Source organism: Amycolatopsis sp. NBC_01480, assembly GCF_036227205.1.
Classification (GTDB): Bacteria; Actinomycetota; Actinomycetes; order Mycobacteriales; family Pseudonocardiaceae; genus Amycolatopsis.
The window spans coordinates 4,341,328-4,364,395 of the sequence record NZ_CP109442.1 but is presented as its reverse complement, the minus strand read 5'-3'; the positions used below and the strand labels follow the sequence as shown (position 1 = coordinate 4,364,395).

Below are 23,068 nucleotides of genomic sequence, written 5' to 3'. Positions count from 1 at the left end.
GGATCAGCCCTTCACCGCACCGGACGTCAGCCCCGCCACGATGCGACGCTGGAAGAACAACACGAACAGGATGATCGGGATGGTGATCACGACCGCGGCCGCGCTCACCTGACCCGTCGGGTCCTCGAACTGCGAGGACCCGGTGAAGAACGACAGCGCGGCCGGCACCGTGCGCGACGCCGTGGTGGACGTCAGCGAGATGGCGAACAGGAAGTCGTTCCAGCAGAAGATGAACGCCAGGATCGCCGTGGTGAACACGCCTGGCGCGGCCAGTGGCGCGATCACCTTGCGGAAGGCCTGGGCCGGGGTGGCCCCGTCCATCTTCGCCGCCTTCTCCAGCTCCCACGGGATTTCCCGGAAGAACGCGGAAAGCGTGTAGATCGACAGCGGCAGCGCGAACGTGATGTACGGCAGGATCAGCCCCGGCCAGGTGTCGAACAGGCCGAGGCCGCGCTCGATGTTGAACAGCGGCGTGACGAGCGAAACCTGCGGGAACATCGCGATCAGCAGGGAGAGCCCCACCAGCACGCGCTTGCCGGGGAAGTCGAGCCGCGCGATGGCGTACGCCGCCATCGTGCCCAGCGCCACCGCGATCACCGTGGCGATCACCGCGATGCCGATCGAGTTCACCAGCGCCCGGATGAACTCCGAGGTCTGGAAGATGTCGGCGTAGTTCTTCAAGGTCCACGCCTTCGGGATGAACGAACCGTCGGTGAGCGTGTCCTTCGTCTTGAAGGACAGCGAAACCACCCACAGCACCGGGACGAGCGCGAACACCACCACGAGGATGTCCACCAGGCCCCAGCGGATCTTGCGGCCGGTCGTGACCGCTCCACCCATGACCATCAGCGTTTACCCCCGTCGTCGCTACCGGGTGCGGCCGTGCCGAACACCTTGATGAAGATGAACGCGATGATCGCCACCGTGATGAAGATCAGCACCGCCATGGTGGAGCCGATGCCGAGGTTGAGGCCCTTGACCAGGTTGTCGTAGGTCTGCATCGACACGGATCCGGTGTCCTGCGCGCCGTTGGTCAGCACGAAGATGTTGTCGAAGATGCGGAACGCGTCCAGCGTGCGGAACAGCAGCGCCACCAGGATCGCCGGCTTCATCACCGGCAGCATCACCTTGGTGAACCGCTGCCACGCCGTGGCGCCGTCCATCGACGCGGCCTTGAGCAGGTCTTCCGGCACCAGCGCGAGCCCGGCCATCAGCAGCAGCGCCATGAACGGCGTGGTCTTCCACACCTCGGCGGAGATGATGATGAACAGCGACTGCCACTGCTCGGTGAGCGGCGCGCCACCTGAGGCGAGCGCGTTCGCCAGATAGCCGGTTTTCGGCGTCCACGCGAAGTACCACGAGAACGCCGCGACCACCGTGACGATGCCGTACGGGATCAGCGCGACAGTGCGCACCAGCCCCCGGCCGACCAACGTGCGGTGCATGATCAGCGCGAGCAGCATGCCGAGCACGAACTCGATGGCCACCGACACCACGGTCAGGAACATCGTGGTGCCGAACGCCGTCCACCAGTACGAATTGGACAGCACGGCCGCGTAGTTGGACAGGCCGATGAACTGTTGCTGCGCGGGGAACCGGAGGTCGTAACGCTGCAGCGAGAGCCACACCGAGTAGACGATGGGGTAGCCGGTCACCGCCACCATCACGATGAAGGCCGGTGCGCACAGCCAGAGCCCGAGCCGGCGCTCGGCCTTTTTCCCTTCGCTGAGCGCGGGTTTCCCCTTGCGGCGGTGGGCCGCCGCCTGATGCGTGGCCGACGCGTCCGCTGCGGGGTCCTGGACGGTCACGGGATCACTCCCTTCGACTGGAGCGCGTCACTGAGCTGTTGCCGCAGCTTTTCCGCCGTCGCCTGCGGGTCGATGTCCGAAGGCGGGGACAGGATCTTGGCCATCACCGTCGCGGCGTTCTGGTACGCGGGGGTGAGCGGGCGGACGGCGGCGGTGCTCAGCGCGTTCAGGATGGTGTCGCGCATCGGGTACTTCATCGCCATGTTCGGGTTGTCGGCCGACGCGGGCTTCGCCGCGTCCACCGGCACGTCGTCGTGGTACACCGACTCGATGGTCGGCGGCACGCCGTCGTTGATCGCCGAGAACTTCTGGCTTTCCGCGCTGCGCAGGCACAGCGCCGCTTCGAAAGCCTGCGGCTTGTGCGGCGAGTACGTGCTCACTGCGAGGTCATAGCCGCCGATGGTGGTCTTCGCCGGCATGCCCGCCTTGGCCTCCGGGTACACCGCCCACTTGAAGTGGGACAGGTCCTGCGGCTTCTCCTTGGCGTAGGAGGCGTAGACGAACGGCCAGTTCAGCTCGAACGCGGCGTCACCGCGCTGGAACGTCTGGCGGACGTCGTCCTCCTTCTGATTGGTCAGCGACGGGTCGGTGATGCCCGAGGACGAGACCTGCTTGAGCAGCTGCAGCGCCTGCACCGCGCCGGCGTCCATCACCACGGACTTGCCGTCGTCGGAGAGGATGTGGCCACCGAGGGAGTCGACCAGCGTGTTGTAGACGACCACCAGGCCCTCGTACTGCGCGCCGGTGAACACGATGCTGTACGGCTTGTGCTGGCTCTTGAGCTGCTGCGACATCTGCATCATCTGATCCCACGTCTTGGGCGGGGTGGGGGTGATGCGGTCGTCGTACCAGAGCAGCTGGATGTTGGTGTTCTTCGGTGCGGCGTAGACCTTTCCGTTGTAGGTGGCGGTCTCCATCGGGCCTTGCAGCACCCCGGCCGACGCCGCCGCCCTGTCCGCCCCGGTCCACTCCTGGGCCCAGCCCGCCTCGGCGAACTCCGAGACCCAGGTGACGTCGAGGCCGAGCACGTCCATCGACGTGTCACCGGCCGCGAGCCGGCGCGCCATCTGGATGCGCTGGTCGTCGGCGCCGCGCTGGAGCTTGTTGTAAACGATCTCGTAGCGCCCGCCCGCCGCCTTGTTGCAATTGTCGACAACGGTCTGGAAGTTGTCCTCGGGCGCGTAGTAGACGTTGATCTTGATGCCGGAGCCGGCCCCGCAGCCGGCCACCAGTCCCGTCGTCACCAGCCCTGCGGCCAGTAGCGCGGCGGCACGCGCGGGCGAACGCCCGCGCAGCCTTTTCTTCCCCATGAAATTGCCTCCTCACCCGCATGCACGTCAGTTACCGTGACGCCCCCAGGCATCACGACGCGATGAGGCAAACCGCGCCAGCACCCCGACGTGCCAGTGATCGGCCGGTCGCAGTGCAGAACTGCGACCACCCGACTTGGTGTCGGACAACCTATGCCGGGCGATCACACCCCGCAAGCAGTATCGGTAACGATTCAGCCCTGTGCCGGGTGAAACGCGGGAAACTCTGCGGTTACGCGGAATTCCGGCGATCCCACTACCTCAAACGAGTGAGGCGAGCGCGCTGGTGAAAGCGGCCAGGGCGGGCAGGCCGAGGATGCGGCGCTGGAAGGAGCGCACGGCGGAACGGTAGGACGGCTCGTCGAGCACCCGTTCGATCCCGGTCGCCAAGGCGTCCGGCGTGAGCCCGGCGGGATCGATGTGGACGCCCAGTCCCAGCCCGTGGACCCGGGCCGCGTTTTCGGGCTGCTCGGCGAACAGCGGCACGGCCGCCATGGGCACGCCGGCCGACAACGCCTCGCGGACCCCGCGTGGGTGAGGAGCAGGTCGCACGCGCCGAGCACCGAGCGCTGCGGCACGAACGACGCCAGGTGCACGTTGGCCGGGCGCGGACCGGTCCACCCGGACACGGCCTGGTCGCTGCCGAGCACGGCCACCGCCCGTACCGGCAGCGAACCCAGCGCGTCCACGGCGCTGCGCATCAGCTCGGACCCGCGGCGCGATGTCGAGCACGGTCAGCGGCAGGCCGAGCATCTCCGCGGCCAGATAACCGCCGTACTCGTTGGTCAACCCGTTGAACAGCGAAGACGCCAACGGCACGAGATGCGAACGAATAGGCAAGCCGGTCAGTAAAACCCGCACCGCGGCACCCTTCCCCGGTTTTGCCGAAGCCGATCGGAAAACACCAATAGCGTCGCGGCACTGATATTCCGCCGGAATTCCCGGCCCGCCGCGAATGGCGTCAGGCGGGCGCGGCGGGTGGCTTCAACGCCAGTTTGGCCAGCAGCCCACGGCCCTGCTCGGCCGTGCGCGGCTGGCACAACACGTCGTACCGGCCGGCGACGAGCTGGCTTGCCGAGGAGAAATCGCGGCGGCCACGCGACATGCCGTAGCCGAGGGCGGAAAACAGCAGACCGGCCAGTATGCCGAGCACCAGCCCGGTCAGCAGCTGCAACGGGAAGCCCTGGTTCACGAACATCCCGAGCAGCAGTCCGGCGAAGAGGCCGAACCACGCGCCGGAAACCGCGCCGGCGCCCAGGGCCCGGCCCCAGGACATCCGGCCGATCACGCGTTCCACGAGCATCAGGTCCACCCCGACGATGGTCACGTCGGTGACCGGGAACTCGCTCTCGGCCAGGAAGTCCACCGCCTGCTGGGCTTCGTGGTACGTGCCGTACGAGCCGATCGGCCAGCCGGTGGGCGGGGTCGGGAGCCGCGGCAGCCCGGCTGCCGGCCTTCCGCCGCCAAAGGGACTGCTCACCATCGTCTCCTGCGCACTCGTCCGGACCGGGAACTCCATCTTGTCAAGAACCGGCGAACCGTGCGAACCGCGTGCGGCGCAGGAGCCGGTGAAGGGCGTTCACCGGCTCCTCGCGGGCGACCTCAGCGGGCGACGAAGTCCACCACCGCCTGCGCAGGCACGCGAGTCAGGACTTCGCCTTGTACTCACGCAGGAGGCCGCGGCTGATGATGGTCTTCTGGATCTCGCTGGTGCCCTCGCCGATGAGCAGGAACGGCGCCTCGCGCATCAGCCGCTCGATCTCGTACTCCTTGGAGTAGCCGTAACCGCCGTGGATGCGGAACGACTCCTGCGTCACCTCGGCGCAGTACTCGCTCGCGATCAGCTTCGCCATGCCGGCCCCGACGTCGTTGCGGGCACTGGAGTCCTTGAGCCGCGCGGCATTCACCATCATCAGGTGCGCCGCCTCGACCTTGGTGGCCATCTCCGCGAGCTTGAACGCGATCGCCTGGTGCTCGGCGATCGGCTTGCCGAAGGTCTTGCGCTGCTGGGCGTAGTCGATGGCCAGCTCGAACGCGCGGATCGCGATCCCGCAGGCGCGCGCGGCGACGTTCACGCGGCCGACCTCGACCCCGTCCATCATGTACGAGAAGCCCTTGCCGGGCGCGCCGCCGAGGACCTTGTCGGCACCGATGCGGAAGCCGTCGAACACGGCCTCGGTAGTGTCGACGCCCTTGTAGCCCATCTTCTCGATCTTGCCCGGGATGGTCAGCCCCGGCGCCACCTCACCGAAGCCCTCGGGCTTCTCGACCAGGAAGGTGGTGAGGTTCTGGTGGGCCTTCTCGGCGCCTTCGTCGGTCTTCACCAGCAGGGCGATCAGGTTGGAGCTGCCGCCGTTGGTCAGCCACATCTTGGCGCCGTCGATCACGTAGTCGTCGCCGTCGCGCCGGGCGCGGGTCTTGATCGCCGCGACGTCCGAGCCGAGGTCCGGCTCCGACATCGAGAAGCTGCCCCGGACCTCGCCGGTCGCCATGCGCGGCAGGAAGTGCTGCTTCTGCTCCCCGGTGCCGTGGCGGGAGATCATGTGCGCGACGATGAAGTGCGTGTTGATCACGCCGGACACGCTCATCCAGCCGCGCGCGATCTCCTCGACCACCAGCGCGTAGGTGAGCAGCGACTCGCCGAGCCCGCCGTACTCCTCCGGGATGGTGAGCCCGAACAGGCCCATCTCCTTCATCCCCTCGACGATCTCCGTCGGGTAGGTGTCGGAGTGCTCCAGCTCCTGCGCGTGCGGGATGACCTCCTTGTCCACGAACGAACGGACCGTCGCGAGGATCTCGGACTGCACGTCGGTCAGGCCGGCGGTCTGGGCAAGGCGGGCCATCACAGCTCCCTTCGGCGGGCGACGCCGGCTCCCGGCGCTGGGTTACCGGCGAGTATGACGGTAATCCGGCCACCCGGCTATGAGGGTGCTCACGCCTTCGGGCCGGTTCCACGCGTTACTGATCCGACCGGAAGTAGGCGGACACGGGCCGCAGCCGATCTGCCTGCAGGAACCTTGTCCGCCGTGACTGTAGTCGGATCAGTAACGTACGGCACAGTAAGGTGCGGATCCGTCGTCGAAAGCGACCTAGAGGGACACCTGATGAGTGAGGGTTACGAGCACCCGTCGTTCGAGCACCAGCCCTTGCCGCGGCAGCCCTACCCGCCGCAGGGACCGCCGCCCGGCGCGGGGCTCGCGATCGGCTCGCTGGTGTGCTCGATCGCCGGGCTGATCCTGTGCGCCCCGGCGGCGATCGCGGGAATCGTGATGGGGCACATCGCGTACGCCCGCTCGCGCCGCGGCACGGCCACCGGCGGCGCGGTCGCCGTGGCCGGATTCGTGATCGGCTACGTCGGCGTGGTGGTGTGGGGGGTCATGATCCCGTTTGTCATCCACGAGCTGATCAAGTACGGCGCCTTCGGCTGAGCGCTCCTTCGGCTGAAGCGTCAAGTACGACGTCTTCGGCCGGGGCGCCCCCGCTACGGTGGAGATCCGCACGATCCGAGGGGGCACCCGATGACCAACCCGACCGACCCGAACGAACCACCGGCCCCGGCCCAGCCGTCGGAGCAGCCTGCCTCGCCGGAGCAGTCCGCGCCGTCCGCGTCGTCTGACCAGTGGCAGGCGCCCGGCCAGCCGGAGCTGGTCGCTCCGCAGGACCGGTTGAGCGACCCGACCGCGGGCGACACCACGGCCTACTCGGCACCGTCGGGCACGGATGCGACCCTGTCCGACCCGCTCGCCGCGACGGCCTCGTACAGCTCTTCCTCGACGGCCGAGCCGAACCCGTTCAGCGCACCGTCCACTTCGGACTCCGCGACGACGGCGAGCCCGGCGTCGAACCCGTTCGTCGCGCCCGGCACGGACCCGTCCGCCGCGCCCCCGGCCGGTGCCTACGCGCCGCCCGCGTATCCGGGCCAGCCCTACCCCGGCGCGACGGCGGGCTACCCGGCCGCAGCACCCCAAGGCCAGCCACAAGCGCAGTCGCCGTACGGCCCGCCGCCGCAGCAGCCGTACGGCCAGCCCTATCCGCCGTACGGTCAGCCGTACTCGCCGTACGGCCCGATGGGCTCACCGCAGTCGCAGGACAGCGGGCTCGCGATCGGCGCGCTGGTGTGCTCGGTGCTCGGCCTGTTCACCTGCCTGATCGCCGTCCCGGGCATCATCATGGGCCACATCGCGCTGAGCAAGGCCAACCGCGGCGAGTCCGGCGGCCGCGGCATCGCGCTGGCCGCCGTGGTGATCGGCTACGTGATCGTGGCGCTGTACATCGGTTTCATCGTCACGATCATCATCCTGGGCGTGAACGGCTACCTCGACAACTAGCCGCGCTTCACTCGGACTCGGTCAGGGCGTCGCCCGGCCGGCGGGGTGACGGGGCGGTCCGGCCGTTCGTCTCCGGCTGGGCGCCCTCCGGCAGCGCAGGTTCTGTGTCCTCAGGCGCGGCAAGCTCAGGCGCAGCAGGCTCCGGCACAACAGGCTCAGCCGCGGCAGCCGGTGCCGCGGCCGCAGCCGCCGCGGCCGGTCGCGGGGTGGCCGCGTCGAGGAACCGCAGCAGTTCCACCGGGAACGGCAGCACCAGGGTCGAGTTCTTCTCCGCCGACACCTGCACCACGGTCTCCAGCAGCCGCAGTTGCAGGGCGGCCGGGGTGTCGGCCATGGTGGCCGCCGCCTGGGACAGCTTGTACGACGCCTGCAGCTCGCCGTCCGCGGAGATCACCCGGGCGCGGCGCTCCCGTTCGGCCTCGGCCTGGCGGGACATCGAGCGCTTCATCGTCTCCGGCAGGGCGACGTCCTTGATCTCGACGCGGTCGATGTGGATGCCCCAGTCCAGCGCCGGGCTGTCGATCATCAGCTCCAGGCCCTGGTTGAGCCGTTCGCGGTTGGACAGCAGGTCGTCGAGGTCGCTCTTGCCGATGATCGAGCGCAGCGAGGTCTGCGCGACCTGCCCGACGGCCGCGCGGTAGTCCTGCACGTTCACCGTGGCCAGCACCGGGTCGACCACCTTGAAGTACACCACCGCGTCCACGCGCACCGTGACGTTGTCGCGGGTGATGCCGTCCTGCGCGGGCACCGGCATGGTGACGATCTGCATGTTCACCTTCTGCAGCCGGTCGGCCACCGGCATCAGCAGGGTCAGCCCCGGCCCGCGCTGCTTGGTCAGGACGCGGCCGAACCGGAACACCAGGCCGCGTTCGTACTGCTTCACCACCCGGACGGTGGCCCCGAGCCAGACTCCGCCCACGACTACGACCGCGCTCAGAATTTCGACGATCATGGCAGCTCCCGGGTCACCTCGCCCCTGGTCTCCCCACTCTACGCGCGCGGCGCGGGCGGGGAAATGGACTCGACACCACTGACAGGCTGAACCGGTGACCCCGTTACGGATCCCGCCCGCCTTCGCCGCCCGCGCACCCCGGGTGCTCGGGCCGGAGAGCCGGCCCTGGCTCGCGGCCCTGCCGGACCTGGCCGAGAAGTACGCCCGGCTGTGGGGCCTGACGCCGGAAGGCGAGGCGATGCACGGCTTCGTCGGTGTCGTCCAGCCCGCGCGTCGCGAAGACGGCACCGCGGTCGCGCTCAAACTCGGCTGGGTGGAAGCGGAATCGCGGTACGAGCCACTCGCACTGTCCACATGGGCCGGTCGCGGCTCGGTGCTGCTGCTGGAATCCGCACCAGACGAAGGGGTGATGCTGCTCGAACGCCTCGACCACACCCGGACGTTGGACGACGAGCCGCTGTTCGAAGCCGTCGACGTGATGAGCGGGCTGGCGCGGCGCCTCGCCGTGCCCGCGCCGACTGAGCTGGCCCGGACGTTGCGCGGCGAAGCCGAACGGCTGCTCGAATACCTGCCGAAGGCCTGGCAAGAGCTGGGCGAGCCGTTCCCCCGCAAGCAGCTCGACGCCGCGCTCGAGGTGTGCCGCGACCTCGGCCCGTACGCCGGCCACGCGCTGGTGAACGAGGACCTGCACTACCAGAACGTGCTCGCCGGGCAGCGTGAGCCGTGGCTGGTGATCGACCCCAAGCCGCTCGCCGGCGACCTCGAATACTGCGTGTTCCCCTTGCTGTGGAACCGGTTCGAAGAGTCCACATTGGACGATAAGCTCACCGTCACCGGGCTGGACGCCGAGCGGGTGAAGGCCTGGACGCTGGTCCGCGCCGTCGAGAACCAGCTGTGGTTCACCGAAGACCTGCGTGACACCGGGGACCTCGGCGACGAAGGGCCCGCGTACGAGTCGCTCCCGTGCCTCGTTTCGTGGGCGCTGTCCTGACTGAGAGGACACGGAGAACACCGGCGTGCTCGGCGCGGGCGCGGCGGAGCGGCAGCCGATAGTGTCTGGTGCATGTCCGCCGTGAACAGGGTTTTCGCAGCTCAGCTGGCGGGTCTGCCGGTATTCGGACCCGACGGGGAGTCGATCGGGAAGGTCCGTGACGTCGTCGCGGGCCTGCGGCTCGACCAGCAGCCGCCGCGGGTGCTCGGCCTGGTGGTCGAGCTGGCGACGCGGCGGCGCGTCTTCGTGCCCATGCTGCGCGTGACGTCGATCGAGCCGAACGCCGTGACGCTCGCCACCGGCTCGGTGAACATGCGGCACTTCACCCAGCGCCCCAACGAAGTCCTGGTGTGCGGGCAACTGCTCGACGCGCATTCGACGCTCGTCGGCACCGATACCCGGGTCACCGTCGTCGACGCCGCGCTCGAGCCCACCCGCACGCGGGACTGGGTGCTGGCCAAGCTGGCGATCCGCGAACGCTCCGCGCGCCTCGCGCTGGGCCGACGCCGCGCGGCGATGCACGTGGTGCCGTGGAGCGAGGTCGCCGGGCTGGGCCTGACCGACCTGGCCGGGCAGCCGCAGGGCGCGGGCCAGCTGCTGATGCTGTTCGACACGATGCGCGCGGTCGACGTCGCCGCGACCGTGCGAGACCTGCCGCTCAAGCGCCGTCACGAGGTGGCCGACGCGATGGACGACGAGCGCCTCGCCGACGTCATCGAGGAGCTGCCCGACGACGACCAGAAGGAGCTGCTCGGCTACCTGCCCGAGGAGCGCGCCGCCGACATCCTCGAGGCGATGAACCCCGACGACGCGGCGGACCTGCTGTCCGAGCTGGCCCCGGCCGAGCAGCGGCGGCTGCTGGAGCTGATGGAGCCGGAGGAGTCGGCGCCGGTCCGGCGGCTGCTGGCCTACACCCCCGACAGCGCGGGCGGCCTGATGACGCCGGAGCCGGTGGTCCTCACCCCCGACGCGACGATCGCCGAGGCGCTCGCCCACATCCGCAACGCCGACCTGCCCGCCGCGCTGGCCACCATGGTGTTCGTCTGCCGGCCGCCCTCGGCGACGCCGACCGGGCGGTTCGTCGGCGTGGTGCACTTCCAGCGGCTGCTGCGCGAGCCGCCGGCCGAGCTGATCGCGAGCGCCGTCGACACCGACCTCACCGCGTTGCGCCCGACGGCGTCGCTGCCCGAAGTGACGCGGTACTTCGCGGCGTACAACCTCGCGTGCGGCCCGGTGGTCGACGCCGAGGACCACCTGCTGGGCGCGGTCACCGTCGACGACGTCCTCGACCACCTGCTGCCCGACGGCTGGCGCGAGACCGGCCTGCGCGACGTCGCGGACGGCGTGGAAACCACTGAGACCACAGAAACCGCTCAAACCACCGGGGCTTCCGAGTCCGAGACCGCCGAAACCCAAGGGGCCGAACGTGCCTGAACTCACCTCGGGCCGCCGGCTCGACCAGCCGCGCGGCCAGGCCCGGCTGCGGCTGAACATCGACCCGGACACCTTCGGCCGGCTGACCGAGCGCCTCGCGCGTTTCCTCGGCACCGGCAAGTACCTGTTCTGGCAGACGCTGATCGTGGTCGTCTGGATCGTGCTGAACCTGGTGGCGGTCTCGGCGCGCTGGGATCCGTACCCGTTCATCCTGCTCAACCTGGCCTTCTCGACGCAGGCCGCGTACGCCGCGCCGCTGATCCTGCTGGCGCAGAACCGGCAGGACGACCGCGACCGCGTCGCGCTCGACGAGGACCGCAAGCGCTCCGCCCAGACCAAGGCCGACACCGAGTACCTGGCGCGCGAGCTGGCGTCGCTGCGGCTCGCGGTCGGCGAGGTCGCGACCCGCGATTACCTGCGCAGCGAGCTGGAACGGCTGCGCGAAGACCTCGCCGTCGAGCCGAAGCCGAGGCGCACGAAGCAGGCGTGAAAACACCTCCGCACTACCGATACGTAACATGGGCTGGGTGACGAGTACACAGCAGCTCCCCAGCGTCGAAGACGTCCGCACCGCGCTGAAGGACGTGTACGACCCCGAAATCAAAAAGCCGATCACCGACCTCGGCATGGTGAAGGACGTGGTGGTCGGCGAAGACGGCGTGGTCACCGTCGGCATCTACCTGACCGTGGCCGGCTGCCCGCTCAAGGCGACGCTGACCTCGGACACCACCGAGGCCGTCAAAAAGCTCCCCGGCGTCGCCGACGTGCGGGTCGAGCTGGACGTGATGAACGACGAGCAGCGCAGCGAGCTGCGCAAGTCCCTGCGCGGGGACGCCGCCGAGCCGGTGATCCCGTTCGCCCAGCCCGGTTCCATGACCCGGGTGTACTGCGTGGCGTCCGGCAAGGGCGGCGTGGGCAAATCCTCGGTGACGGTGAACCTGGCCGTCGCGATGGCCGAGCGCGGCCTGTCCGTCGGCGTGGTGGACGCGGACATCTACGGCCACTCGATCCCGCGCATGCTGGGCGCGCGCGAGAAGCCGACCAAGGTCGACACGATGATCATGCCGCCGCAGTCCCACGGCGTGAAGGTGATCTCGATCGGCATGTTCACCCCGGGCAACGCGCCGGTGGTGTGGCGCGGCCCGATGCTGCACCGCGCGCTGCAGCAGTTCCTGGCCGACGTGTTCTGGGGCGATCTGGACATCCTGCTGCTGGACCTGCCGCCGGGCACCGGCGACATCGCGATCTCGGTGGCGCAGCTGATCCCGAACGCCGAGATCCTCGTGGTCACCACGCCGCAGCAGGCCGCCGCCGAGGTGGCCGAGCGCGCGGGCGCGATCGCGATGCAGACCCGCCAGCGCGTGGCCGGGGTGATCGAGAACATGTCCTGGCTCGAAACGCCCTCGGGCGAGCGGATGGAGATCTTCGGCTCGGGCGGCGGCCAGTCGGTCGCGGACTCGCTGTCCAAGTCCATCGGCTCGCCGGTGCCGCTGCTCGGCCAGGTGCCGCTCGACCCGCGGCTGCGCGAGCAGGGCGACGAGGGCACGCCGATCGTGCTCGCCGAGCCGGACGCGCCCGCGTCGCTGGTGTTGAAGGAAGCGGCGAAGAAGCTCACCGTCCGGGCCCGCGGCCTGGCCGGGATGATGCTGAACGTCAGCCCCGCCGGTCGCTGACCCGTCGAAGCCGTCAAGGCCTCCTTACCCGCGTCCAACGCAGGTAAGGAGGCCTTGACGGTTTTCCGGGCCGGGGTCAGCCGGCGTGCACGGTGACCAGCACGGTGTTCGCCTCGCGCAGGGAAACCTGGGTGTCGCCGGCCTTCAGCACGGTCCAGTTCACGTCCGCGGGCTGGCCCGGGCCCACGTTGGCGCTGCGGTCGGGCTGGCCCTGCACGTCGATGTTCTGCTGTTTGTCCGAGGTCAGGCGGAGCTTCACCTTGTCGCCGACCTGCACGTCGACGATGCCGGCGGGCGGGGTGACCTGGCCGTTTGCGTAGGCGACGGTGATCAGCACGTCGACGCCGGCCTCACCGGTGTCGGCGCCGCGCTTCACGTTCGGCTGGGCTCCCGTGGCGTTGCCCGCGGGCGAGCTCGAAGAACTGGGGACGGCGGGCGTCACGACCGGAGTGGTGGTGGCCGGCGGTGCGGTGCTGGGCTCGTCGTCGGCGGTGCAGCCGGCGAGCGCCAGCGCGGCGGCCACAACCGTCCCGGCCAGTACTCCCGTGCGAAGCGACATCTCAAGACCTCCTGGCGGTTCCGGACGGTTTGCCCAGAGGCTACCCAGGAAGATCGACAATCGCCGGAAGGGGTCAGGTGGCGTCCGGGTCCACCGGCGGGCGCTCGCCCGGCTTCAGCGGCTCGGCCTGCGGGGCGATGCTCTGCGGTTTGACGCCGGAACCGTTGGCGCCATTGGAACCGTTGGACCCGTTCGTGCCGTTGGATCCGTTCGACCCGTTGAACGCGCCGAGCCCGAGCGGGTCCGAGTCACCGTCGAACAGGTGCTGGGTGACCACGCGCTTGGGGTCGAAGTTGCGCAGCCCGCGCAGGTCTTCGAGCGGCTTGCGGAGCTGGTCGAACTCCGGGCCCATCTCTTCGCGCAGTTGCTCCTTGGCGCCGGTGGCGAACTCGCGGACCTTGCGCACGCTCTTGGCCATCCACGACGCCGCTTCCGGCAGCCGCTCCGGCCCGAGGATGAAGAGCCCGGCGACGATGAGCACGAGGATCTCGCCCCAGCCGACACTGTCGAACACCCGTGAACCTCCGCTCGCGCCTTACCGGCTCAGCCTACCCGGGCCGCCCCGCGTTCCGGCAGCCCGAAGGCCAACCTGTCGACCGGTCAGTCCGACCCGAGGGTCACGTCGACCACCAGCACCGCGCCGTCGCGTGCGAGCTGCACCGGGACCACCTCGCCGACGTCGTGGTTGCGCACCGCCACGGTCAGCTCGGCGGAGTCGCGGACCGGGCGGTCGCCGATCTTCGTGATCACGTCGCCCTCCTTGATCCCCGCGGCCGCGGCCGGGCCGTTCGGCGCGACGTTCTTCACCTGCGCGCCCATCGTGGCCGAGCCGGTGACCGTGGACGAGGCGTTGATGCCGATGTCCGCGTGCGTGACCTTGCCGTCCTTGATCAGCGCCTTGGCGATCTTGATCGCGTAGTCGCTCGGGATGGCGAAGCCGATGCCGATGCTGCCGCCGTCCGCGCTGGAAGAGCGGATCGAGGAGTTGATGCCCACCAGCGCGCCGGTGGAGTCGACGAGCGCGCCGCCGGAGTTGCCGTGGTTGATCGCCGCGTCGGTCTGGATCGCCTCGTAGGTCACCGGGGGCGTGCCGTTGTCGCCGCCCGCGGTGATCGGCCGGTCCAGCGCGCTGACGATGCCGGAGGTCACGGTGTTCTGCAGCGCCAGCGGCGAGCCGACGGCGATCACCGCGTCGCCCACCTGCAGCCCGGAGGACTTGCCGATCTGCAGCACCACGGGATTGGTGACGTTCACCTTCACCACGGCGAGGTCGCTCTTCTGGTCCGAGCCGACGATCTTCGCCTCGGTGCGCGTGCCGTCGTTGAAGATCGCGGTGACCTTCACGGTCGGGTCGGCCACCGCGGTGGTGACCACGTGCTCGTTGGTCAGGATGTAGCCCTGCGGGTCGATCATCACCCCGGACCCCTGCTCGCCGGAGTCCGCGCCGGGCTTGAAGACCTCGAGCGAGACGACGGCGGGCGAGACGCGCTTGGCGATGTCGGCGACCGAGCCCGGCGGGCGCTCCTTGGCCGCGTCGGCCTCGGAGATCGTGGCGCTGCCGGTCAGCGCGGACCCGGTGTCGGCCACCCACCAGCCGACCAGCCCGCCGACCGCGCCGACGAGCAGCGCGACCACGCCGAGCAGCACCAGTGCCTTCGTCTGCACCCGGCGGCCGAACAGCACCTCGGGCAGGCTCAGCAACGCACCGGGCGGGCGCTTGCCGGGCTTCGGCTCGTCCTCGGCCGGCACGGCGGGACCGGCGAGCACGGCGCCCGCGGCGGGGTCGCGCCACGGGTCCTTGTCGTCCGTCCACAGGGGAGGCTCCGCGGCGGACGCTTCACCGGTGGCCTCACGCGGACGCTCCAGCACCACGCCTTCGGAACCCGGCGGGCGCCGGAACGCCTCCGCCAGCGATTCGGGCGCGGGCGGCGCGAGGCTCAGGTTCTGGCTGCCGTTGGACGACGGGGTGTAGAGCTTGTCGAACGCGCCATCCACTCCGCGCGGCCGGCCGAACACCGCCGACTGGGCCGGATCCACGGCGGGCCGGTCCAGCGGACGGGGGCCCAGCCGGTCGTCACCGGTGGAGCCCGGCTGGGCTGGGTTCGCGTCAGGCTGCTCGGTCATTTTTCCCCGGGGCTGAGATCAGGTGGCTGGGCGTCGACGATACCCAAGCCCAGACCACCGAGTCTGCCCAGACGACGGTGAAATGGCTGTTGTCTGATCAGCCAAAAGGACAAACAGGACTCGCGGCCGGGCGAAAGCGTTCAAGAAAGCACTGAGGGCCCGCCTGCGACCAGGCGAGCCCTCAGTAATGGAACGAAAGTCTTCAGCGGGCCGGGACCGCGGCGGTGCTGGTGGTGTCGCTCACCGGCCGGACCGTGGTCGAGGTGGGCGACAGCAGCGGCTGCACCCCCATCTGGGCGGGCAGCAGGTTCGCGTTCGGCGGCGGCTGGGGGCTCGGGTCGGTCGAGCCCTCACCGCTGTCCGCCGACGTCCCCACCAGGGCCAGCGCGCTCAGCACCAGGCCCGAGACGACCACGCCCGCGCCCTGCGCCGCCTTCTTGCGGCTGAAGCCGAACCGGCCGCCGCCGAGCACGGTGGACGAGTGCCCGAGCGGCGCGGTCGAGCCCAACGGGGTGCCGCCGAACACGCCGCTGTCCTTCAAGCCCGCGACCCGGTCCGGGCGCTGGATGGCGACCAGCTGGCCGTCGGCCGTCACCGCCAGGTTGTCCGGTGAGCTGGGCAGGTCGGTGTGCTCCGGGATGGACCGGAGGCTGGCCAGGAACCCGGCCGACATGGCCGGGTCGACGGCGCGCTTGACCGCCGCGACGGCCTGCCGCTGGGCGGCCACCTCGGCCGCACAGCCGGGGCAGCGCGCGATGTGCGAAGCGGCCCGGTCCTGCGGGCCCAGGGAAAGCTCGCCGTCGACGAACGCGACGACTACGTCCGGTAGCAGGTGCGACTCGGGGAGTCCCCAGCCTCGCGGTGCGGTCATACCGACACCTTCGCAGACTCGTCCCGCTGCGCGCGACGGCGCTCGAGCGAGGCGCGCAGCGCCTGGCGGCCACGGTGGATCCGGCTGCGGACAGTGCCCAGCTTGACGCCGAGCGTCGCGCCGATCTCTTCGTACGAGAGGCCTTCGACGTCGCACAGCACCACGGCCGCGCGGAACTCCGGGGGCAGCTCGTCGAGCGCCGCCTGCAGGTCCGGGTCCAGGTGCGTGTCGGTGTAGACCTGCTCCGGGCTCGGGTCGTCGCCGACGATCCGGTCCGTGTCGTCCGGCAGCCCCTCCATGCGCACCCGGGACCGGCGGCGCGCCATGTCGAGGAACAGGTTCGTGGTGATCCGGTGCAGCCAGCCCTCGAAGGTGCCGGGCTTGTAGGACGCCAGCGAGCGGAAGACGCGGATGAACGTCTCCTGGGTCAGGTCCTCGGCGTCGTGGGCGTTACCGGTCAGGCGGTACGCCAGCCGGTACACCCGGTCGGCGTGCTCGCGCACGATCTCGTCCCACGAGGGCGGCGTCCAGGCCGCCTCGCCGCCGCCGTCCACGGCGACCGGCTCGGCTTCGGGCATATCGGCGTTCTGCATCAGGGGAGCAGGCACCTCCATCTGCGTGTCTCCTCTTCTGCTCAGCCAACGTGCTCCGGGTGCACGGAGTTCCCGTGCGCTTGGATCCCGAGTCTCGCGGGTCTCCCTATGGTTCTAGTGAGACAGGACTGAGAACAGCCTGAGAAGTTATTTCGGCGGGCTTACCAGGGAGCCTTCGCGTATTTATCGACAACCAACGCTAACCTTCGCGCGTGAGTTCCGGGACGCATGCGGCCTCGGCAGCCGATCCGGTCGGCGCCGAGTACGTCGACGGGTACCTTCCCGACGACGACGTACTGGCCGCGGCGCGGGCGCGCGCGGCCGATCTCGGCTGCTCCCCGCTGGCCTCGGGGGCGGGCGCGACCTTGCGTTTCCTGGCCGCGACGGTGGCCGCGCGGGCGGTCGTGGAGGTCGGCACCGGCACCGGCGTCAGCGGCCTGCACCTGCTGCGCGGCATGGCCGCGGACGGCATCCTGACCTCGATCGACCTCGAGCCGGAGTACCAGCGCGCCGCGCGCAAGGCGTTCCTGGAGGCGGGCTACCCGCCGGGCCGGACGCGGCTGATCGTCGGGCGCGCGCTGGACGTGCTGCCGCGGCTCACCCCCGGCGGCTACGACCTGGTGTTCATCGACGCGGCGCGGATCGAGTTCCCCAGCTACTACGAGAAGGGCGTGGCCCTGCTGCGCCGCGGCGGGATCATCGCGTTCCACAACGTGCTGGCCGGCGGCCGCGTCGCCGACCCGTCCCGGCGCGACCCGGAGACGCTCGCCCTGCGTGAGGTCGCCCGCGCCATGCGCGAGGACGAACGCCTGGTCCCGGCCCTGCTCCCGGTGGGCGGCGGCCTGCTGGTCGCCGCCGCCTGCTGACTCAGCGCGGCGCCAGCTCACGACGGGCCGGCGCGGGCGAGCGGACGGCCGTGCCCGCCCAGACCGCGGCGACGGCCAGCAGCAGGCACCCGGCGACGGCGCCGATCAGCCAGGCCCAGCCCGCCTGCCCGTAGACCGCGCTGCCGATCGAGCCGACGACGCTGCTGCCCAGGTAGTACATGAGCGTGTACGTGCCACCGACCTGGCCGCGGGCGTTTTCCGGCGCCTCGGCGGCGGCCCAGCTGTTGGCGATCGAGTGGGCGGCGAAGAACGCGCAGGTCAGCACCGCGAAGCCGAGCACGACCATGGGCAGCGAGTCCGGGATGGTCAGCGCGGCGCCCGCCGCCATCAGGATCAGCGCGGCGCTCAAGGCGCGGCGGCGCCCGATCCGCGCGGCGAAGCGGCCCGCCGTCGCCGACGAGACCGAGCCCAGCGCGTACGCCAGGAACACCAGCGACGCGATGGCGGGTGACAGGTTCAACGGCGAGCCAGTGAGGCGGAAGCCCGCCGCGTTGTAGAGCGCGACGAACGAGCCCATCGCGAGCAGCGCCACGCCGTACTGCGCGAGCAGCACCGGTTTCCGCACGGCCGCGAGGAGTCCGGCGCCGACGTCGCGGAGGGTCTGGCGCCGGGCGTCCGCCTGAGGGGTCGACGGTGGCAGCGTGACCACCGTGATCACCGCGCACACCAAGGAAATCCCGGCCACTACGTACAACGCCCCGCGCCAGCCGAGCGGGCCCGCGGTGAAGCCCGTCGCGAGCCGTCCGGTCATGCCGCCGATGGAGTTGCCCGCGATCATCGCCCCGACGGCCGCGGCCACGCCCTTCTTCCCGAGCCGCTCCACGAGGTACGCCGTGGCGACGCCGGGGAAGCCCGCGATCGCGACGCCCTGCACCGCGCGCAGCACCAGCAATAGCGGGTACGACGGCATCAGCGGCAGCAGCAGGCCCAGCAGCGTGGAAAGCACCACCGACGCCAGGATCACCGGCCGTCGGCCGACCACTTCGGACAGTGCCGCGATCGGCAGCACGGAGATGGCGAGCGCGCCGGTGGCGACGCTGACCGCGAGCGAGGCGCCGGCGGGGTCGAGGTGGTACTGCGCGGCCAGCTGCGGCAGCACCGGTTGCGGGGCGTAGAGCAGGGCGAAGGAGGTGAATCCGGCGGCGGCGACAGCGACCTTGACCCGTCGGGCAGGAGCGGTGATGGTCACGACTCTGAAAGTAAGCAGCGCTAAACAATACGTCCAATACGGCCATCGGCGATAATCGATACCATGTCGCATGAAAGCCTGACTGCGCAGCTCGCGCCCCATCTGCTGCTGCTCGCGACCCTGCGGAAGACGAGGAACGTCACACGCGCGGCCGAACTGCTCGCCGTTCCGCAGCCGACGATCAGCCGCCGGCTGGCCGCGCTCGGCGAGGCGCTGGGCAGCCCGCTGACGGTCCCCGACGGCCGCGGCATCCGGCTCACCCGTGCAGCCGAGCTGCTGGCCGAGGCGGCGGAACGCGCGCTGGGCCCGGTCGACGCGGGCGCGCGGCTGGCGCGGGAGGAGATCGAGCCGGGCAGCGGCCGCGTCGTGCTGGGCTTCCTGCACCTGCTCGGCCGCTCGCTGGTGCCGACGCTGCTGCGCGACTACCGCGCCCAGGCCCCCGCCGCGCGATTCACGCTCGTGCAGGGGTCACGCCAGGAGATGCTCGACCGGCTCTCCAGCGGCGAGCTGGACCTGGCCCTGCTCGCCCCGGTGCCGGACGACCCGGCGCTGGAGACGGCCGTGCTGGACGAGCAGCCGATCCTGCTGTCCGTCCCGGCGGGACACCGGCTGGCCGGGCACGAAGGCGTCGGCATGGCAGAGCTGGCCGATGAGGAGTTCGTGATGCTGGAGCCGGGTTACGGCCTCCGCCGGATCACCGACGACCTCTGCGCGGCGGCCGGGTTCAGCCCGAAGATCGCGTTCGAGGGCCAGGAATCGGACACCGTGCGCGGCCTGGTCGCGGCCGGGCTGGGCGTCGCCCTGCTCCCCCACTTCGAGCCGGGCGCGCCGGCCGGGGTCTCGGAAGTCCCGCTGCTGCCCCCGGTCGGCCGGACGATCGGGCTGGCCTGGCGCGCGGGCGAGCCGGTTTCACCCGCCGTGCGCGCGTTCCGTGACCACGTAAAAGCTCGTGAGTGTTCATGACGGTTCTAACCGGCATGAACACTCACGAGTCAGGAAGCGTAGGAGGCCGCGAACTCCACCAGGGTCCGGCTGGCGAAGCCGGACGCGCCGGGCACCACGTCGTCGTAGGTCTTGTCCGCGCGGCCCGGTCCGGCGATGTCCAGGTGGGCCCACGGCAGTCCGGCCGTGAACTCGCGGAGGAACAACGCGGCCATGATGCCGCCGGGGCCGCCCGGGGCCTGGCGGACGTCGCCGAGCTCACCCTGGATCGACGCGGCGTAGTCCTCCACCAGCGGCATCCGCCACCACGCCTCGCCGGCGCGGGCGCCGGCGGCGACCACTCGCGCGGCCAGCTCGTCGTCGGTCGCGAAGAGGCCGCCGGTACGCAGGCCGAGCGAGACCTTCATCGCGCCGGTCAGTGTGGCGGTGTCGACCACCACGTCCGGCTTGTACTTCTCGATGCCGTACGCCAGCGCGTCGGCCATCACCATCCGGCCCTCGGCGTCGGTGTTGCCGACCTCGGTGGTGCGGCCGCCGTAGTGGCGCACGACGTCGCCGGGGCGGTAGGCCGAGCCGGACACGTGGTTCTCCGCCGCCGGCACCAGCGCACTCACCCGCACCGGCAGCTTCAGCGCGGCGATCGCGCGCACCGCGGCGATCACGGCCGCGCCGCCCGCCATGTCGGTGCGCATCAGGTGCATGCCGTCGGCCGGCTTGATCGACAGGCCGCCGGTGTCGAACGTGATGCCCTTGCCCACCAGCAGTACGTGCGAGGAGGCGCCGCGCGGGCGGTACTCCAGTTCGATCAGCCGAGGCGGCGAGGCCGAGCCGCCGCCGACGGCCAGCACCCCGCCGAAACCGTTGTCCGCGAGCCACTTCTCGTCCCGCACGGTCACGGTCACGCCCTCGGCCGCGCCCACCACCTTTGACGCGGTGTTGGCCAGCCAGGCGGGATTCTTGATGTTCGACGGGGTGTTCGCGAGGTCCCGGGTCAGCGCGGCGGCCGCGGCCAGCTCCCGCACCCGCGCCACCTCCGCCGCGTACTCCGGCACCGCGGCCTCGCTCGCCGCCACCAGCCGGACGGCCGTCAGCGCGGGCTTCGGCTCCTGCGTGGTCACCTTGAACCGGTAGCCGCCGAGCAGCAGGCCCATGGCCAGCTCGCCGGCCTGCTCCGCGGTGACGTCCTCGGGCAGCGCGATCTGGACGGCCTTGGCCGAGCCGTCCTCCGCCGCGGCGCGGGCCGTGCGGGCGAACGCCGCGCCCGCCTTGCGGTAGTCCCGCGGCTCACCCGCGCCGAGCCCGACCACCCAGCGGGGGGAGCCTTCGCCGGGCACCTCGTGGACGTCGCCGGCCTTGCCGCTCGCGCCGTGCTCCACATGAGACTCCCCCGCCGGATCCGGCGCCGTCGCGAGATGCGCGAGCGGGGCGCCGCGCCGATAAGTGACGGAGACCTCTACCTCGGGCAGCTTCGTCGGGACGGGCGGTAGTGAGTTACGCACAGTGGGCAACCTTTGGGCGCAGACGAGCCGCGACCCCGGTCTCCGACGGGAGACCGGGGTGCGGGAAGTGGACGGGAGGGGGCGCCGGGATCAGCCGGTGACCTCCTGAAGTGCCACGCCGAGATCCTTCGCTTCTTCCGCGGAGAGCTCGACGACGAGCCGGCCACCACCCTCCAGTGGCACCCGCATCACAAGGCCCCGCCCCTCCTTAGTCACTTCGAGGGGACCATCTCCGGTCCGGGGCTTCATGGCCGCCATAGCGTGCTCCCTCCGTCTCAACCGGCGCGCCCGGGTCGCGCACTCCCAAACCAGCCGGGTCTCGGCCCCCATTGTCCCTCATCAGCGGCCGGGCGCGAACGCGGACCGATCATTTGCCCCGGCATCGGTGCTGGTATGCCGCCCGCCGGGCTGAAACACTCGGTGCGGAGAACCGGGATTTCGCCAAGAGGAGCACCAGTGACCACATCCGACGTCCTGCTGACCGCCGACGCCGACGGCGTGCGCACCCTGACCCTGAACCGGCCGCAGGCGTACAACTCGCTGACAGTCGAACTCAAGGAGCGGCTGCTCGCCGAACTGCGCGCGGCCGCCGAAGACGCGGACGTGCGCGCGGTCGTGCTCACCGGCTCGGGCCGCGCGTTCTGCGCCGGGCAGGACCTGAAGGAGCACGTGGGACTGCTGCAGGCCAACGACCCCGCGCCGCTGCACACGGTGAGCGATCACTACAACCCGATCGTCCACGCGATCATGGACCTGCCGAAGCCGGTGATCGCGGCGGTGAACGGCACCGCCGCGGGCGCGGGCGCGGCCTTCGCCTACGCCAGCGACCTGCGGATCGCCGCGAGTTCGTCGAGCTTCCTGATGGCGTTCGCGAACGTCGGCCTCGGCCCGGACTCCGGTGCGTCGTGGACGCTCCAGCGGCTGATCGGCCTCGGCCGCGCCGCGGAGCTGATGCTGATGGCCCGCACCGTGGACTCGGCCGAGGCGCTGCGGATCGGGCTGGTCGGCGAGGTCGTGCCGGACGAGGAGCTGGCCGCGCGCGCCCAGTCCGTGGCCGCGAAGCTGGCCGCCGGGCCGACCGTCGCGTACGCGAAGATCAAGCACGTGCTGTCCGTCGCGGCTCAGTCCTCTCTGGACGACGCGCTCGCCGCGGAGGACGCGGCGCAGACCGCGCTGGGCGCCACCGCCGACCACACCGAGGCCGTCGAGGCGTTCGTCGGCAAGCGCCGGCCGAACTTCCAGGGCAAATAGGACTCGCCAGGTCCCGGACCGGACTCCGTCAAGGCCTCCTTACCCGCGTCCCACGCGGGTAAGGAGGCCTTAGCGGACTTCGGTCACGAGCGCTTGGCCCGGAAGCAGCCGGCCACGTGGTCGTCGACCATTCCGGTCGCCTGCATCAGCGCGTAACAGGTGGTCGGGCCGAGGAAGGCGAAGCCGCGTTTCTTCAGGTCCTTGGCCATCGCCTTGGACTCGTCGGTGATCGCCGGCACGTCGGCCATCGTCTTCGGCCGCCGGTGCTTGGCCGGGGCGAAGGACCACAGCAGCTCGTCGAGCGGTGTGTCCAGCGCGGCGATGGCACGCGCGTTGGTGATCGCGGCGAGGATCTTCGCCCGGTTCCGCACGATCGACGCGTCCTGCATGAGCCGCTCGACGTCCGCGTCGCCGAAGCGCGCGACCTTCGCCGGCTGGAACTTCTTGAACGCCTTCCGGAAGTTCTCACGCTTGCGCAGGATGGTGATCCACGACAGCCCGGACTGGAACGACTCGAGACAGAGCCGCTCGTACAGCTCGGCCTCGCCGTGGAGCGGGGTGCCCCACTCCTGGTCGTGGTAGGCCGCGTAGTCCGGCGCCGAGTTGCCCCACGAGCACCGGGTCACGCCGTCTTCGCCGAGCAATCCGGTCATTCCC

The 23,068-nt window shown here is 70.7% G+C and carries 25 protein-coding genes; 9 read left to right on the top strand and 16 right to left on the bottom strand.

The window, feature by feature from the left end; all coding sequences use genetic code 11:
• Nucleotides 1–3: 3 nt before the first annotated feature.
• The 6 genes from OG371_RS21005 to OG371_RS20980 form a co-directional block, all read right to left on the bottom strand.
• Entirely contained in the window at nucleotides 4–846 is an 843-nt protein-coding gene (locus OG371_RS21005; protein ID WP_329071727.1) for a carbohydrate ABC transporter permease, read from the bottom strand.
• Nucleotides 846–1,808, bottom strand: a complete 963-nt coding sequence (locus OG371_RS21000; protein ID WP_329071724.1) for a carbohydrate ABC transporter permease — start codon at nucleotides 1,806–1,808, stop codon at nucleotides 846–848. The genes OG371_RS21005 and OG371_RS21000 overlap by 1 nt, the downstream gene beginning before the upstream one ends.
• Entirely contained in the window at nucleotides 1,805–3,118 is a 1,314-nt protein-coding gene (locus OG371_RS20995) for an ABC transporter substrate-binding protein (protein ID WP_329071722.1), read from the bottom strand. Before OG371_RS20995 ends, OG371_RS21000 begins: the two co-directional genes overlap by 4 nt.
• Before the next feature lie 261 nt (nucleotides 3,119–3,379).
• The gene (locus OG371_RS20990; RefSeq protein WP_329071720.1) at nucleotides 3,380–3,670 is read right to left on the bottom strand and encodes a glycosyltransferase; all 291 of its coding nucleotides are present in this window, start codon (nucleotides 3,668–3,670) and stop codon (nucleotides 3,380–3,382) included.
• 409 nt (nucleotides 3,671–4,079) lie between these two features.
• Nucleotides 4,080–4,601, bottom strand: a complete 522-nt coding sequence (locus tag OG371_RS20985) for a general stress protein (protein WP_329073227.1) — start codon at nucleotides 4,599–4,601, stop codon at nucleotides 4,080–4,082.
• Nucleotides 4,602–4,764: 163 nt separating this feature from the next.
• Entirely contained in the window at nucleotides 4,765–5,961 is a 1,197-nt protein-coding gene (locus OG371_RS20980; RefSeq protein ID WP_329071718.1) for an acyl-CoA dehydrogenase family protein, read from the bottom strand.
• A 261-nt stretch (nucleotides 5,962–6,222) separates the two neighbouring features.
• Between OG371_RS20980 and OG371_RS20975 the strand changes: the two genes are divergently transcribed.
• Nucleotides 6,223–6,546 carry a DUF4190 domain-containing protein gene (locus tag OG371_RS20975; protein WP_329071716.1) on the top strand — a complete coding sequence of 108 codons (324 nt, stop codon included), beginning with the start codon at nucleotides 6,223–6,225 and terminating at the stop codon, nucleotides 6,544–6,546.
• Nucleotides 6,547–6,636: 90 nt separating this feature from the next.
• Complete coding sequence (locus tag OG371_RS20970; protein WP_329071714.1) at nucleotides 6,637–7,446, top strand: DUF4190 domain-containing protein; 810 nt, start codon at nucleotides 6,637–6,639, stop codon at nucleotides 7,444–7,446.
• A 7-nt stretch (nucleotides 7,447–7,453) separates the two neighbouring features.
• On the opposite strand, the gene OG371_RS20965 is transcribed toward OG371_RS20970, so the two are convergent.
• Nucleotides 7,454–8,398: a slipin family protein gene (locus tag OG371_RS20965; RefSeq protein ID WP_329071710.1), complete on the bottom strand. Its 945-nt coding sequence runs from the start codon at nucleotides 8,396–8,398 to the stop codon at nucleotides 7,454–7,456.
• A gap of 94 nt (nucleotides 8,399–8,492) precedes the next feature.
• Here OG371_RS20965 and OG371_RS20960 point away from each other — a divergent pair, with 94 nt between their 5' ends.
• The 4 genes from OG371_RS20960 (at nucleotide 8,493) to OG371_RS20945 (ending at nucleotide 12,496) form a co-directional block, all read left to right on the top strand.
• On the top strand, nucleotides 8,493–9,389 hold the full coding sequence (locus OG371_RS20960) for an aminoglycoside phosphotransferase family protein (protein WP_329071708.1): 897 nt from the start codon (nucleotides 8,493–8,495) through the stop codon (nucleotides 9,387–9,389).
• 72 nt (nucleotides 9,390–9,461) lie between these two features.
• On the top strand, nucleotides 9,462–10,823 hold the full coding sequence (locus tag OG371_RS20955) for a magnesium transporter MgtE N-terminal domain-containing protein (protein ID WP_329071706.1): 1,362 nt from the start codon (nucleotides 9,462–9,464) through the stop codon (nucleotides 10,821–10,823).
• The gene (locus OG371_RS20950) at nucleotides 10,816–11,313 is read left to right on the top strand and encodes a DUF1003 domain-containing protein (RefSeq protein ID WP_329071704.1); all 498 of its coding nucleotides are present in this window, start codon (nucleotides 10,816–10,818) and stop codon (nucleotides 11,311–11,313) included. Before OG371_RS20955 ends, OG371_RS20950 begins: the two co-directional genes overlap by 8 nt.
• A gap of 37 nt (nucleotides 11,314–11,350) precedes the next feature.
• Nucleotides 11,351–12,496, top strand: coding sequence for an Mrp/NBP35 family ATP-binding protein (locus tag OG371_RS20945; protein ID WP_329071702.1), 1,146 nt, complete (start codon nucleotides 11,351–11,353; stop codon nucleotides 12,494–12,496).
• Nucleotides 12,497–12,572: 76 nt separating this feature from the next.
• Here the strand turns inward: OG371_RS20945 and OG371_RS20940 are convergent, their stop codons facing one another.
• The 5 genes from OG371_RS20940 to sigE all read right to left on the bottom strand — a co-directional run bounded on the left by OG371_RS20940 (nucleotide 12,573) and on the right by sigE (nucleotide 16,664).
• Nucleotides 12,573–13,055 carry a hypothetical protein gene (locus OG371_RS20940; protein WP_329071700.1) on the bottom strand — a complete coding sequence of 161 codons (483 nt, stop codon included), beginning with the start codon at nucleotides 13,053–13,055 and terminating at the stop codon, nucleotides 12,573–12,575.
• A 73-nt stretch (nucleotides 13,056–13,128) separates the two neighbouring features.
• Nucleotides 13,129–13,569, bottom strand: coding sequence for a Sec-independent protein translocase protein TatB (gene tatB / locus OG371_RS20935; RefSeq protein WP_329071698.1), 441 nt, complete (start codon nucleotides 13,567–13,569; stop codon nucleotides 13,129–13,131).
• Between the two features lie 86 nt (nucleotides 13,570–13,655).
• Nucleotides 13,656–15,179 (bottom strand): S1C family serine protease, encoded by a 1,524-nt coding sequence (locus tag OG371_RS20930; protein ID WP_329071696.1) that lies wholly within the window; start codon nucleotides 15,177–15,179, stop codon nucleotides 13,656–13,658.
• 202 nt (nucleotides 15,180–15,381) lie between these two features.
• A complete protein-coding gene (locus OG371_RS20925) occupies nucleotides 15,382–16,050 on the bottom strand; it encodes a zf-HC2 domain-containing protein (protein WP_329071694.1) in 669 nt (222 codons plus the stop codon).
• Nucleotides 16,047–16,664, bottom strand: coding sequence for an RNA polymerase sigma factor SigE (gene sigE, locus OG371_RS20920; protein WP_329071692.1), 618 nt, complete (start codon nucleotides 16,662–16,664; stop codon nucleotides 16,047–16,049). The genes OG371_RS20925 and sigE overlap by 4 nt, the downstream gene beginning before the upstream one ends.
• 191 nt (nucleotides 16,665–16,855) lie before the next feature.
• Here sigE and OG371_RS20915 point away from each other — a divergent pair, with 191 nt between their 5' ends.
• Nucleotides 16,856–17,509, top strand: a complete 654-nt coding sequence (locus tag OG371_RS20915; protein WP_091626235.1) for an O-methyltransferase — start codon at nucleotides 16,856–16,858, stop codon at nucleotides 17,507–17,509.
• 1 nt (nucleotide 17,510) lies between these two features.
• On the opposite strand, the gene OG371_RS20910 is transcribed toward OG371_RS20915, so the two are convergent.
• A complete protein-coding gene (locus OG371_RS20910; protein WP_442876126.1) occupies nucleotides 17,511–18,719 on the bottom strand; it encodes an MFS transporter in 1,209 nt (402 codons plus the stop codon).
• Nucleotides 18,720–18,782: 63 nt separating this feature from the next.
• Between OG371_RS20910 and OG371_RS20905 the strand changes: the two genes are divergently transcribed.
• Complete coding sequence (locus OG371_RS20905) at nucleotides 18,783–19,682, top strand: LysR family transcriptional regulator (protein ID WP_329071688.1); 900 nt, start codon at nucleotides 18,783–18,785, stop codon at nucleotides 19,680–19,682.
• A 29-nt stretch (nucleotides 19,683–19,711) separates the two neighbouring features.
• Here OG371_RS20905 and OG371_RS20900 read toward each other — a convergent pair whose 3' ends face one another.
• Both OG371_RS20900 and OG371_RS20895 read right to left on the bottom strand, forming a co-directional pair.
• A complete protein-coding gene (locus OG371_RS20900) occupies nucleotides 19,712–21,160 on the bottom strand; it encodes a leucyl aminopeptidase family protein (RefSeq protein ID WP_329071686.1) in 1,449 nt (482 codons plus the stop codon).
• A gap of 90 nt (nucleotides 21,161–21,250) precedes the next feature.
• A complete protein-coding gene (locus OG371_RS20895; RefSeq protein ID WP_091294302.1) occupies nucleotides 21,251–21,418 on the bottom strand; it encodes a DUF3117 domain-containing protein in 168 nt (55 codons plus the stop codon).
• A 198-nt stretch (nucleotides 21,419–21,616) separates the two neighbouring features.
• On the opposite strand from OG371_RS20895, the gene OG371_RS20890 reads away from it, so the two are divergent.
• Entirely contained in the window at nucleotides 21,617–22,411 is a 795-nt protein-coding gene (locus OG371_RS20890) for an enoyl-CoA hydratase-related protein (RefSeq protein WP_091626245.1), read from the top strand.
• Nucleotides 22,412–22,494: 83 nt separating this feature from the next.
• Here the strand turns inward: OG371_RS20890 and OG371_RS20885 are convergent, their stop codons facing one another.
• Nucleotides 22,495–23,064 (bottom strand): DNA-3-methyladenine glycosylase I, encoded by a 570-nt coding sequence (locus tag OG371_RS20885; protein ID WP_329071676.1) that lies wholly within the window; start codon nucleotides 23,062–23,064, stop codon nucleotides 22,495–22,497.
• Between the last annotated feature and the right edge of the window lie 4 nt (nucleotides 23,065–23,068).

Excerpts from the sequence above, each read along its gene's own strand:
- OG371_RS20985 (WP_329073227.1), bottom strand. The coding sequence starts at position 4,601 with ATGGTGAGCAGTCCCTTTGGCGGCGGAAGGCCGGCAGCCGGGCTGCCG.
- OG371_RS20975 (WP_329071716.1), top strand. The coding sequence starts at position 6,223 with ATGAGTGAGGGTTACGAGCACCCGTCGTTCGAGCACCAGCCCTTGCCG.
- OG371_RS20940 (WP_329071700.1), bottom strand. The coding sequence starts at position 13,055 with ATGTCGCTTCGCACGGGAGTACTGGCCGGGACGGTTGTGGCCGCCGCG.
- OG371_RS20995 (WP_329071722.1), bottom strand. The coding sequence starts at position 3,118 with ATGGGGAAGAAAAGGCTGCGCGGGCGTTCGCCCGCGCGTGCCGCCGCG.
- sigE (WP_329071692.1), bottom strand. The coding sequence starts at position 16,664 with ATGGAGGTGCCTGCTCCCCTGATGCAGAACGCCGATATGCCCGAAGCC.
- OG371_RS20895 (WP_091294302.1), bottom strand. The coding sequence starts at position 21,418 with ATGGCGGCCATGAAGCCCCGGACCGGAGATGGTCCCCTCGAAGTGACT.
- OG371_RS20980 (WP_329071718.1), bottom strand. The coding sequence starts at position 5,961 with ATGGCCCGCCTTGCCCAGACCGCCGGCCTGACCGACGTGCAGTCCGAG.
- OG371_RS20970 (WP_329071714.1), top strand. The coding sequence starts at position 6,637 with ATGACCAACCCGACCGACCCGAACGAACCACCGGCCCCGGCCCAGCCG.
- OG371_RS20965 (WP_329071710.1), bottom strand. The coding sequence starts at position 8,398 with ATGATCGTCGAAATTCTGAGCGCGGTCGTAGTCGTGGGCGGAGTCTGG.
- OG371_RS20955 (WP_329071706.1), top strand. The coding sequence starts at position 9,462 with ATGTCCGCCGTGAACAGGGTTTTCGCAGCTCAGCTGGCGGGTCTGCCG.
- OG371_RS20925 (WP_329071694.1), bottom strand. The coding sequence starts at position 16,050 with ATGACCGCACCGCGAGGCTGGGGACTCCCCGAGTCGCACCTGCTACCG.
- OG371_RS21005 (WP_329071727.1), bottom strand. The coding sequence starts at position 846 with ATGGTCATGGGTGGAGCGGTCACGACCGGCCGCAAGATCCGCTGGGGC.
- OG371_RS20885 (WP_329071676.1), bottom strand. The coding sequence starts at position 23,064 with ATGACCGGATTGCTCGGCGAAGACGGCGTGACCCGGTGCTCGTGGGGC.
- OG371_RS20930 (WP_329071696.1), bottom strand. The coding sequence starts at position 15,179 with ATGACCGAGCAGCCTGACGCGAACCCAGCCCAGCCGGGCTCCACCGGT.
- OG371_RS20905 (WP_329071688.1), top strand. The coding sequence starts at position 18,783 with ATGTCGCATGAAAGCCTGACTGCGCAGCTCGCGCCCCATCTGCTGCTG.